The organism is Fontibacillus panacisegetis, from assembly GCF_900102215.1.
Classification (GTDB): domain Bacteria; phylum Bacillota; class Bacilli; order Paenibacillales; family Paenibacillaceae; genus Fontibacillus; species Fontibacillus panacisegetis.
Genome location: NZ_FNBG01000057.1, coordinates 1 through 12,053, shown reverse-complemented (window position 1 = coordinate 12,053; position 12,053 = coordinate 1). Strand labels below are relative to the sequence as shown.

Below are 12,053 nucleotides of genomic sequence, written 5' to 3'. Positions count from 1 at the left end.
GCCGCATATCTAGCGGTAATATGCGGATTAAGAAAGGGATTAAACCCGCGCCTAAGAGAATATTATGACAAGAAAAAAAGCGAAGGTAAGCCCCATAAAGTAGCCGTAATCGCTTGCGCCAACAAGGTATTACATCACGTCTACGCCATGCTCAAAAAAGGGCAACCTTTCGCTTCTTAGAAACTGCTTATCCCATAAACTTCCAGTAAGTGGAGGCTTATTTGCTATGCTTTAAAATCAGTATATCAAAAATCTCTTTCCTACAAAACTGTCTATTGACAAAGTATTAGCTGGTTTTTTGCTCACTATTGTACGCTTAATCCTCGTTGCCTGTTTTTCCTTGATATGAATGAGCATGAGGGATTGCCCCGTTAATCGAGGTGACGCCTTGAAAATAATGAAAATGGCCGCCGCCGGGAAGTGGAATGGCATTCCCTGTAGTTCCTCTGATTAGATGGATATGACCATCGTTAAAGGTGGTTTCGGTGTGATATACGTGAACATGCGGCACACCGGTTGGTGCAGGTTCAGTAACTCCAGCGTATTTATGTGCGTGGCCAACATCAAAGGAAGTAACTCCTGAAAATGAATGAACATGAACAGGTCTTCCGTTCCATGAGGTGATATACAGTTTATGCGAATGTTGACCGTCAGAATCATCTGAACAATGGACAAAACCTGTAATTGGAATTTCCATAAGCATCTCCTTAACCAAACTAAGTTAGTTTAGATTATGGTAAATGCCAGTATTTCGTTATGGGTAAAGTGCCTATTTGTATTCATTTATATAGGTGATGCCCGTTGCTTTTGCTGTGCACACGCATATCATATCGCAACACTTTTTGTAAATGGAGATGAATGTATGCCTGTCAAGGTAAAGTCTGAATCAAGCAGGACCCAGATAGATGTACTGATACCTGCTATTGAGAAGGATCTGGAAACTCTTCCTCATGTTATAGACGGTATTAGAAAACAAGTGCGGCATCCCATTGGTCAGATTATGATTGTTGCTCCGAATCGGGAAAGGATCGTCGAGTTATGCAGAAGGAAAAATTGCCGATTTGTTGATGAGAACAAAGTTCTTCCAATCACTAAAAAAAATATCAACTACCGTTCCAAGAAATGGGAGAGATCCGGCTGGTTATTTCAGCAATTGCTGAAAATGAACGGGGACACGCTAGGAAACTCGGATTACTTTCTGGTGATTGACGCTGATACTGTATTGATTACTCCGCATGTTTTTACTGAAGGGGACAAGACGATTTTTTATTGTCGTAATTGGAGCCAGCCAGAATACTTTAGGACTTACCGGAAGCTGCTGGGCAAAAACCCTTCCTCACGCTCTTCATTTGTTACCCACTATATGCTGTTCAACAAGTCGAAGCTGGCACAACTAAAAAGAAGGATCGAATCAAAGCATCAGAAAAGCTGGTATTCCGCGATTATGAGCAGTATGGATAAAAGTAAGCAGTTCGCTTTTTCTGAATTTGAAACCTACGGTAATTTTTTGTACTCCATGAATCCAAGCGGCATCATTCTTAAAAAAGCGAGGAATAAAAGTCTGCATGCGAATGCTGGGCAAATATCAACACAGAGAGTGGCGACACTTGCAAAAAAATACAGATCGCTTTCTTTCCATAAACGGAAAGGCTATGTTAGAAAAACAGGAGTGAGCAACAGATGACATCCTCCTATCAGGTCGTTTGGAAAGGGCCTGTCAACAGGCGCTCGGGTCTTGGAATTGCCAGCAGGGAATACGTGAGGGCGTTGAGAGCACAAGGGGTGAACGTTACAGTCAGTGCAGAGGGAGGGCGAAACACCCATATCTCAAGCACTCGAAAGGTTCTAATTTATCATCACTCCCCCAGTATGCTTAACATAAAGAAGGAAAGACAACGTTTCGGGACGATTATCATAAACACGGTTTGGGAGACGACTCGTATCCCGCTAAGGTGGATTAGACCGATCAATCAAGCGGATGCCGTATGTGTACCCTCTCTTCAGAATAAGCAAGCCATGCGTAATAGCGGTATTAAAGTCCCCATTTATATTGTTCCGCATGGTGTGCATTCGCAGATTTATAAACCTACCAAGAAGAGAAGGCCTTCTATAACTTCAAATAATAAATTCACCTTTATTTCAATATTCGGATTCCAGCACCGCAAAAATCCTGAAGCTCTATTGAGGGCTTATTGGGAGGAGTTTTCCTCTGCGGATAATGTCCGACTTATCATCAAAACAAATGGGTATTCGCCCAACGAGAATGAACAATGGATACGCAGGCAAATACAAGCCTATAAAGCGAGATTGAATATTAGCAAAAGTACAGCTCCAATCGAGATATCGACCCGTTATTTAGCTACTAAGTCTCTGAGAAGTATTTATGCAAAGGGGCATGCCTTTGTTCTTCCCACGCGAGGTGAAGGTGTTGGTTTGCCGTTATTAGAATCACTTGCCAGCGGTGTTCCTGTGATTACAACTGGCTGGGGTGGACATATGGACTTTATCACAGATCATAATTCTTTCCTTGTTAAATATAAATTGCGTCCTCCTGCTGCCAGCATGAATCGTAAATCTTCCATATCACGCAAATTTAGCAGCTTGTTCTCGGAAAAGGGTCAGCTATGGGCGGAGCCGGACATAGGAAGCTTAAGACGACAGATGAGAAGGGCCTATGCAAATCCGGAGCTATGTCTGATGAAAGGACAGCGTGGTCGTCGTGATGTGCTAGGCCATTCTTGGAATCGTTCAGGTTCCTCGTTAAAGAGGGTTATTGAAGAGGTGATTAGGATTAAGAAGTAAGGAGCTCTGCTCCCATTTCCGCTTAAGGAGGAGTGGATTTGCGAATTATTTTACTTAGCGGCGGATCTGGCAAAAGGCTCTGGCCCTTATCCAATGAGATTCGCTCCAAGCTATTCCTGAAGCTACTGCCAACCGAAGAGGGTCAGAGAGAATCGATGATTCAGCGAGCTTGCAGACAGCTGGAACAAGCAGGATTGCTTTCGCATACGACTATCGTAACGAACAGAAGTCAGGTGGAAATCATACAGAATCAAGTAGGCGAAGGGATTACTATCCTGGCTGAACCATATAAGAGAGGGACCTTCATCTCTATTGGCTTGGCCGCAAGTTATTTTTATTCGAAAGTGCATGACCATCCTGATGAAGTAATATGTGTGATTCCTGCTGATTTATTTGTCGATGCAGAGTTTTATAACGTGCTGAGTAGGTTACCCCAAATTTTAGCTCAGTCCGGCTCGGAGTTAGCATTGATCGGAACCATACCTAACCGCCCATCCTCTCAATACGGCTACATCGTCCCTCAAGAAAATGGAAAGAATGACTATTACGACGTATCTAAATTCGTAGAAAAACCCGATGAAGAACTAGCAGCAAGCTTAATCAGCGATCATGCATTTTGGAACTGTGGCACTTTTGCTTTTTCGTTATCGTTTATATTATCTCGCCTGCAAGACAGCGGCTTGCCTAATCAGTATGAAGAACTGCTTGACTGTTATGAGTTGTTTCCAGTGACAAGCTTTGATGAAGAGGTAGCTGAGAAGACTCGTCATTCCATTGTAGTTCCGTACGAGAAAACCTGGAAGGACCTGGGGGACTGGAGAGTGTTATCGAATTATTTGGGAAGCCATGTGATCGGGAAAGGACAAATTTCTAACGATTCTCGTCATACCCATTTGATTAATGAGCTTACGTACCCAATTCATGTGATCGGAGTATCCAATATTATTGTTGCAGCAAGCCCCGATGGTATTCTTGTTGCTGACAAGGACAGATCGAACGAAATCAAGAGTATTTTACATGATAGCCAAATTCCTATGTTTGAGGAAAAAAGATGGGGAACCATTCGTGTATTAGACCACTCAAGAACAAGAACTGATATAGAAACTCTAACCCAAAAGGTTGAAATTCTGGCGGGGAAAAACACAAGCTACCATTCACATCAGAAAAGAAAAGAAATCTGGACGATCATATCCGGCACTGGGGTGTTTATATTAGAGGGAGTGATAACTAACATACAGACAGGGGATGTCTTACAAATACCCTATGGCGCCAGACATGCCGTGAAAGCGATCAGTCCGCTTGAAATTATTGAAGTTCAAATCGGAAATGTGCTGATGGAAGATGATATTTTACGCCAAACGATGACTTGGGAAGAGACGCTAAAATACTGCAGCATAGCAGATGATTTCGATCCATTTTAATAATAGCTTGCTTGCTAAGTAAAAAATCTCCTTGAAATATACCCTTGAGGGTATACTTTTTTAATACTGTTTTGTAATCGGTACGGCAGAGAAAAAAATTTCGTTATAGAGTAGGCACTTCGTAAATTTTTGTATCACCTCGCATTCATACTGTCCTGCTTGAAATAAATCCAGGTAGCTCTTTTCACTGCGGATATACCTGCCATCATCGTACCAGTTCATAAATCGATTATTAAATTTTCGCCGTTCACAAAGATATGGCTCCATGACGATTATATTTCCACCAGGTTTCAAGATTCTTTTAAATTCAAGTAAATATTCCTTTATTTGCTGGTCGGTTATGTGGTGAAGGACTGCAATGACAAAAATGTAATCAATGGAGCAATTTTGTATTGGGATCTGGTGTGTATCAAATATTTTAAAGTTATAGTTCGGGTATAGTTTTTTGGCAAGATAAATCCTTTCCATGTCTGGCTCTATTCCAAAATATTGATCTGAGTGGCAAATGGAGCAGTTGGCCCCAGTACCCGAACCAAAATCAAGAATGAACTTATTTTCTAAATGAAACTTGCTCTTTATATGGTCGTGAATATATTTTCTTGTAACCCATTGCGGACGAACAAACCAATGATACAGCCGTGGAGATAGAGGCATTTGAAATTAAGTCACCGCCTTATTTAATGTAACGATAGCAATAATTTAACTCATCTCTCCAATCAATATACATAGAAAAATAACCGATTAGTTTTTAAGGTCAAAGCAAAGGCGCGAACAAACGGGCATAAATTTCTTTTATTTTTTGAACCCTTGGCCGTTTTTGAAATTCCGTTAACAATATTTCTTTACTATCACCAAGATCAATATTAAAATCTTGAACCAATCGGTTTACAACTTTCCCGTCAAAAAATATCGCATTGAGCTCAAATTGGCTGCAAAAACTTCTAATATCCATATTCGCGCTACCAGAGCAAGCCAAGTCATCGATAATGGCAACTTTTGCATGGAGAAATCCTTTTTGGTAACAGAAAAAACGAACACCAGCTTCCAGCATTTCCTGAACGAAAGACAATGTTGCGTGATAAACAAATTTTTTATCCGGCGCTCCCGGTATTATAATGTGAACATCGACTCCACTCTTAACTGCCGTTTTTATAGCTAATCGAATGCCCGAATCAGGAATGAAATAAGGTGTTTCAATATAAATCCGTTTCTTTGCCGAAACAATTAAGGAGAACATTAGTTCCAACATCGTTTCACCCGGTTCGCTGTTCACGATTTGAACCAATTCATTTCCTGGCATGTTTTGAAACGGGAAGTAGATAGAATGGGCTAGCGATTGACCTCTTGCCATATACCAATCGTTCAAAAAAGCGTACTGAATCCACAGAACTGAATCCCCTTTTATAAGAAAATGAGTATCCCGCCAATATTTAAATTTCCGACTCCTCCCTAAATATTCATCACCTATATTCAAGCCGCCAAAAAAACCGGTTGTCCCGTCAACTAAGACGATTTTACGGTGATTTCGATAGTTAAGTCGTTTTTCGAAAAGAGTTGTAAGGGGAGGGAAGAAACACCCAATTTCTACGCCAGCATCCTTTAATGGCTTTAAAAAATTGCTACCCAATCGACGGGTGCCAATGCCGTCATACAAAATCCGTACTTGAACCCCTTCCAACGCTTTACGGACCAATAGCTGCTTAAATCGAGTGCCCAGATTATCGTCACGGAGAATGTAAAACTCGATATGAATATGGTGTCTGGCTGCAGCTATGGACTCCAGCATCGCTTCGAAAGCCGACTTCCCTTCGGAATAAACTGTCGTTTCATTGTAAGCGGTCAAGAGCGCGACCGGTATCTGTTGGAGCAAAGTATGTAGCTTACTGTCCTTATCTATGACATCCTGCAGATTGTCCGCAGATACTCGATTAGTGCATCGATTGGTGATCTCTGACTTACAGAACTCCCCGAGATTGTTGTCATGATTATGAATACGATGACAGGAGTAATTTTTCGCGAGGAAATAATACGGTAGAAATCCGATTAATGGGAAGATGAACAAAATGGTGAGCCATGTAATCGCTTTGTCTGGACGGTGATGTTCGATAACGATAATAGCAGCAATCTGGAGAATAAACAGTAAGAGGGCCATTATAATCCAAAACAAAAATGAATTCTCCTCCTCCTATTGTGTTTGTACCGTCATGGTTTTTGTATGTAACGTGAAAATTATGCGTATGCTATTTTTTGAATATTTTGTGAAAAGGAGATTTAAGCGGATGGGTAATGACGTAAAAAAGTCAGATTCTATCATGATCGGCATTGACGTCGGCTCGACGACCGTTAAAGCAACCGTTGTTGATCCAGCAACAAAGGAAATTTTGTGGTCTGACTATCAGCGTCACCATACGAAGCAGGCGGAGAAGGTGCTGGAGCTTCTGGTTGCAATCGGCAATGCGTTCCCAGGAATGAACCAGAAGGACATTCGCGTATTTATTACAGGCTCAGGCAGCGGACCGATTGCCGAGCATATTGGAGCTAAATTCGTCCAAGAAGTAAACGCCGTTACGATGGCCGTTGAACAACTTCATCCTGATGTAGGCAGCGTCATTGAACTCGGTGGACAGGATGCCAAAATTATTATCTTAAAGGTAAATGAAGAGACAGGGAACAAGCAAGCAATGACGTCGATGAACGACAAGTGCGCATCGGGCACTGGCGCTACGATCGACAAATGTATGATTAAAGTAGGTCTTCCGATGGAAGATGTAGGCAAGCTTCATTTCGATGATTCGAAATTGCATCATGTAGCCGCGAAATGCGGCGTGTTTGCGGAAACAGATATTGTCAATTTGGTTAAAAGCGGTATCCCTTCCCATGAAATTATGTGTTCCCTTGCAGACGCGATCGTCATGCAGAACCTATCTGTGCTGACCCGCGGTAATACGCTGCGGCATCATGTTTTGCTGCTTGGAGGGCCCAATACATATTTGCCGTTCCTACAGGAATGCTGGCGGAAACGTATCCCTCAAACGTGGCAGGATCGGGGATATGATTATCCAAAGGATATTCCGCTTGACGAATTGATTTTTGTCCCTGACAATTCCCAATATTATGCCGCCTACGGAGCCGTGATGTACGAGCTACACGAACCGGCAGGCGTAGGCAGTTACACGGGATTGGAAGGATTGAAGCAATTTATCGCACATGGCCGTAAAGCGAAACTTGGAGAGAAAGCAGGTCCTCCACTGGTAACCGGGGAGACGGAGCTGGAACAATTCCGCCAAACGTACAGCATTCCCCGGTTTTCCCCGGCTTTATTCGAACAGGGACAAAAGGTGCGGGCAGTCGTCGGTCTGGACGGGGGCTCGACATCGTCCAAAGCCGTTCTCGTTGACGAAAACGGACAGATTTTATTGAAGGAGTATCAGCTTTCTAAAGGGAATCCGCTTGAAGATACTAAGGAGATGCTGAAACGGATTCGCGACAAAATAAAGGAACAGGGAGCCGAGCTTGAAATCATCGGCTTTGGCGCAACCGGCTATGCAGCGGATGTGCTTGAGAAGACATTAAAAGCCGACGTCAACATTGTTGAAACGGTCGCGCATATGATGAGTGCAGTGAACCAGTTTGGTGATATCGACGTCATTTGCGATATCGGTGGTCAGGATATTAAAGTGCTCTTTCTGAAAAACGGGGATATCCGCAACTTCAGGCTATCCAATCAATGCTCCGCAGGGAATGGAATGCTTCTGCAGGCGATGGCCGACCAATTCGGCATTCCGGTTCAGGAGTACGCGAATACTGCGTTTGCTGCAGGCCTTTCACCAAATTTTTCTTATGGCTGCGCAGTATTTCTCGATGCGGATCGAGTTAATTTTCAGAAGGAGGGATATTCAAAAGAAGAGCTTTTGGCGGGACTGGCTCTTGTTTTGCCGAAAAATGTGTGGCAGTATGTCGTTCAAATTCCGCGTATGGCGGAGCTCGGTCGGAAATTCGTCCTGCAGGGAGGAACGCAGTATAATCTTGCGGCCGTTAAGGCTCAAGTCGATTATATTAAGCAGCGAGTACCGGATTCGGAAGTACACGTTCATCCACATCCCGGCGAAGCGGGCGCGATTGGAGCGGCGATGGAGACGCTGCGCGTCGTGAAGCGGCGCGGATATTCGACGTTTCTCGGTCTGGAAGCAGCGATTCATCTAAACTATGTGTCTCGGAACGACGAGTCTACACGCTGCAATTTTTGTCCGAATCACTGCAGCAGAACCTTTATCGATTCTAGTACACCAGACGGTCAAACGGCCCGTTACATTTCCGGCTTCAGCTGCGAGAAGGGAACAGTGGAGGATCAGGAAGCTGTCGTTAAGTTGACAAGAGAGCGGCAAGAGTTAAAGAAGCATTATCCGAATCTGGTCGAATACGAAGCCCGTCGTATGTTCCAACATTTTTACACTCCTGAGCCGCTGCCTGAACCTGAAACAGAAGTAACGGACGTACGGCTCAAGAGAAGCTGGCTCGGTGTACGCCGAACGCCGTACAAGCGCGGTTTTGAACGTTCATCCACCGAAGCTGCTGCGCGGCGCAGCAGTATTCGCATCGGTATTCCGAAGGTGCTGAACATTTGGTCGACCGCCCCATTTTGGCGGACCTATTTTGAAACGTTGGGGATCGGGCAAAAGAATATCGTGTTCAGTGACAATACGAGCGAAGAGATGTGGCAGGAGGGCGGTAAATACGGATCGATTGACCCCTGCTATCCATCCAAAGTCGCCCAGGCGCATGTTCACAACTTATTGTTTAAGCATCATGATAAGCAACCGCTCGACTTTATTTTCTTTCCGTGTATCACCCATATTCCGAGCCAGCTTCATAATGTAATGGATTCGGCCAGCTGTCCTATCGTGGCAGGTGCTCCGAATGTCATAAAGGCTGCCTTTACGAAAGAAGTTGATTTTTTTACGAATAAAGGGGTTCAGTATCTTGATCCGGCCGTCACGTTCACCGAGCCGAATCTGCTCAAGAAACAGTTGTATGAGGCCTTTGCGGAATGTCTTTCGATTACGGAGGATGAAAGCGATTTTGCCGCCAGTCAAGGGTGGAAGGCGATGGAGCTGTTTGATGCTGAAATGCAGGGAAAAGGACGGTCTATTCTGGAGTCGCTGGAAGAAGACAACCGGATCGGCATTCTGCTGCTCGGTCGCCCCTATCACTCGGATCCGGGTCTTAATCACAGCGTGCTGGAAGAATTTCAGGTGCTGGGTTACCCCGTTTTATCGATGCGCTCCATCCCTAAAGATGAAGCTTGGCTGCAACGGTTTTTCCAGGAGGATTTACGCAGCGGCCGGGTCGAATATGCGCTTGAAGTGACCGATGTTTGGCCTGAAAACTTCAGCTCCAACAGCGTTCAGAAGGTGTGGGCGGCTAAATTCGCTGCGCGCCATCCGAATATCGCTGTGCTGGACTTGTCGAGCTTTAAATGCGGCCATGATGCACCCACTTACGGGCTCATCGACTCGATCATTTCTACTGCGGGAACTCCGTACTCGGCCCTGCATGATATCGATGCTAACAAACCCGGAGGTTCGATTAAAATTCGAGTGAAGACGTATGCCCACAGTCTAAGTCTCCATGAAGAACGCTTACAGGATTTGGCTGCGAAAAAGGCGGAATTGCAGTATCTTCTGGAACAAAAACGTACCGAACTGTTGAAAAAAACAATTTAGCACTACTCCCGCAAAGAGAGGGTAAGCACAAGGTTGTTCATTTGCAGGGGCTTCCATAAAAAAATTGAACAAGGAGCGAACCAAAAATTATGGTAATGGATAAAAAAGGTTTTGAGGACGAGCTCCGCTTGTATCAAGAAGTACAGGAAAAGGCGTTCTTGAATGCCGGGTCTAAGCACCAATGGTTTGATCCTGTGCCGCGCCGATTTGCAGCCAAAGACAAAGCGACTACAACCATTTTGTTCGGCGGCCTGACGATGGTCCAGGATTATTTAGTGGAGGGCGCATTGTCAGGACTTGGCTATCGGGTGAAAAATATGGATTGTCCGGACAATGAAGCGCTGCGATACGGCAAGGAATTTGGTAATCGGGGACAATGTAATCCAACCTACTTTACAGTAGGGAATCTGATTAAGTACTTGCACTATCTCCGTGATGTGGAGGGGAAGTCGAAAGAAGAGATTATCGGCAGCTATCTGTTTGTCACGAGCGGCTCCTGCGGTCCATGCCGATTTGGTACTTACGTCACGGAATACCGGAAAGCGCTTCGTGATGCGGGTTTTGACGGCTTTCGTGTGCTCTTGTTTCAACAGACGGACGGCCTGAAGCAAGCTACAGGTGGTGAATCGGCCCTGAAGCTGGATTCTTCGTTTTTTATCAGCTTTCTCAAGGCTGTCATCCTGGGTGACATACTTAATGAACTCGGTTACCGTACCCGTCCTTATGAAGTTGAGGAAGGCTCTACCGACGCCGCCTTAACGCGATGTAAAGAATATCTGTATGATGCTTTAAGCAGGCGTAAAGCGCTTCTTCCTGCACTCCTTAACTGCCGAAAGGAAATGCGAGCCATTCGCGTGGACAAGTCACGGGTAAAGCCTAAAGTAAGCATTATCGGCGAGTTTTGGGCTATGACCACAGAGGGGGACGGGAACTATCGATTACAGAGGTTTCTGGAAAACGAAGGAGCCGAAGTTGAAGTGCAGTCGGTTACGGCTTGGATCCTGTTCCTGATTTGGTCAGGACAATACGATACGAGGAAGCGAATGAATTTGCGGGAAGCAGATTGCGGACGTCAAGGATTGAAAGGGAAAAACCCTGTTCGGAGGCTGTGGTTGCTTGCGCTTGCCGACAAAGGCGTTCGATTCATCTTTCAAACCTTTGCTCAAATGATCGGTTTGCATGGATACCATTTACCTGATATGGCTAAGATAGCCGACGTAGCAAGTGAACATTACAATAATCAACTCCGTGGCGGAGAAGGTCATATGGAAGTGGGCAAATTGATTTTGAATATAGTCAAAAAGAAAGTCAATATGACGCTTTCAGTCAAGCCTTTTGGTTGCATGCCGTCATCTGGTGTTTCCGACGGTGTTCAGTCGTTAATCACCGAAAGATATCCTGATGGTATCTTTCTTCCAATCGAAACGACAGGAGATGGAGCAATCAATGTGTACAGCAGAGTACAGATGATGTTATTCAAGGCAAAGCAAGCAGCGCAGAAAGAATTTGACGAAGCTCTTAAGCAAAGAGGTTATACTGTAGAAAGTATCCCTAAATTATTAGCGAATACCCATCCGCTGCGTGCTAGTCGCCATGTTGTGGCATGTACTGCCGCAAATGCTGTCTATGGTTTACCTAAACAGAATGCACTGAGATGTGTGACTGGTAATCGAAGCTAACGATCAGCCAGTCACACATTTTTTCTTTTCGGCGCTTATTGTTATTTGTATATGGACCTAAACTTCTCGATGTGACAAAATGTGATCAATGCCTGGGAGCCCATAACATAATCGATACACCGACAAGACAAATGACCGCACCTACCCAATCATAGGTGTCAGGTAACTTCTTATCAACCAACCATCCCCATAGAACAGCGAGAATGATAAACACCCCGCCATAAGCAGCATAAACACGGCCAAAGGACGGAAAGTTCTGGAGCGTAGGGATTATTCCGTATATGATTAGGATGAGGCTGCCAGCGATACCGAACCAAAGAGGTTTGGATTCTCTTTAGGCTTTAGCCAGTTGAGCTCGCGAAGCGTGCGAAACAAAAAACCACCCGCTATGCGGGTGGAGGGAACGAGGGTTTGACCAACAAGACCAT

Annotated in this window: 8 protein-coding genes and 2 pseudogenes; 6 read left to right on the top strand and 4 right to left on the bottom strand. The window is 44.6% G+C overall.

Features of this window, described 5'->3' with window-relative positions; genetic code table 11:
- Positions 1–180, top strand: a pseudogene (locus tag BLS49_RS25070) (IS110 family RNA-guided transposase); the annotation flags it as partial.
- A 136-nt stretch (positions 181–316) separates the two neighbouring features.
- Here the strand turns inward: BLS49_RS25070 and BLS49_RS23825 are convergent.
- Positions 317–697, bottom strand: a complete 381-nt coding sequence (locus tag BLS49_RS23825; protein ID WP_091236534.1) for a YmaF family protein — start codon at positions 695–697, stop codon at positions 317–319.
- A 165-nt stretch (positions 698–862) separates the two neighbouring features.
- Here BLS49_RS23825 and BLS49_RS23820 point away from each other — a divergent pair, with 165 nt between their 5' ends.
- From BLS49_RS23820 to BLS49_RS23810, 3 genes are read left to right on the top strand one after another with little or no spacing between them, the layout of a single operon-like run.
- Positions 863–1,684 carry a DUF6492 family protein gene (locus BLS49_RS23820; protein WP_091236532.1) on the top strand — a complete coding sequence of 274 codons (822 nt, stop codon included), beginning with the start codon at positions 863–865 and terminating at the stop codon, positions 1,682–1,684.
- Positions 1,681–2,802 (top strand): glycosyltransferase family 4 protein, encoded by a 1,122-nt coding sequence (locus tag BLS49_RS23815; protein ID WP_091236529.1) that lies wholly within the window; start codon positions 1,681–1,683, stop codon positions 2,800–2,802. Before BLS49_RS23820 ends, BLS49_RS23815 begins: the two co-directional genes overlap by 4 nt.
- A gap of 38 nt (positions 2,803–2,840) precedes the next feature.
- Positions 2,841–4,223, top strand: a complete 1,383-nt coding sequence (locus BLS49_RS23810; RefSeq protein WP_091236525.1) for a sugar phosphate nucleotidyltransferase — start codon at positions 2,841–2,843, stop codon at positions 4,221–4,223.
- Between the two features lie 60 nt (positions 4,224–4,283).
- Here the strand turns inward: BLS49_RS23810 and BLS49_RS23805 are convergent, their stop codons facing one another.
- Both BLS49_RS23805 and cls read right to left on the bottom strand, forming a co-directional pair.
- Positions 4,284–4,877 (bottom strand): class I SAM-dependent methyltransferase, encoded by a 594-nt coding sequence (locus BLS49_RS23805; protein ID WP_091236522.1) that lies wholly within the window; start codon positions 4,875–4,877, stop codon positions 4,284–4,286.
- 100 nt (positions 4,878–4,977) lie between these two features.
- Positions 4,978–6,390: a cardiolipin synthase gene (cls, locus tag BLS49_RS23800; RefSeq protein ID WP_091236520.1), complete on the bottom strand. Its 1,413-nt coding sequence runs from the start codon at positions 6,388–6,390 to the stop codon at positions 4,978–4,980.
- A 112-nt stretch (positions 6,391–6,502) separates the two neighbouring features.
- Between cls and BLS49_RS23795 the strand changes: the two genes are divergently transcribed.
- Positions 6,503–9,946, top strand: coding sequence for a BadF/BadG/BcrA/BcrD ATPase family protein (locus tag BLS49_RS23795; RefSeq protein WP_091236518.1), 3,444 nt, complete (start codon positions 6,503–6,505; stop codon positions 9,944–9,946).
- Between the two features lie 89 nt (positions 9,947–10,035).
- Positions 10,036–11,625, top strand: a complete 1,590-nt coding sequence (locus tag BLS49_RS23790) for a 2-hydroxyglutaryl-CoA dehydratase (RefSeq protein ID WP_091236516.1) — start codon at positions 10,036–10,038, stop codon at positions 11,623–11,625.
- Positions 11,626–11,710: 85 nt separating this feature from the next.
- Here the strand turns inward: BLS49_RS23790 and BLS49_RS23785 are convergent.
- Positions 11,711–11,959: pseudogene (locus BLS49_RS23785) on the bottom strand (YnfA family protein); the annotation flags it as partial.
- Between the last annotated feature and the right edge of the window lie 94 nt (positions 11,960–12,053).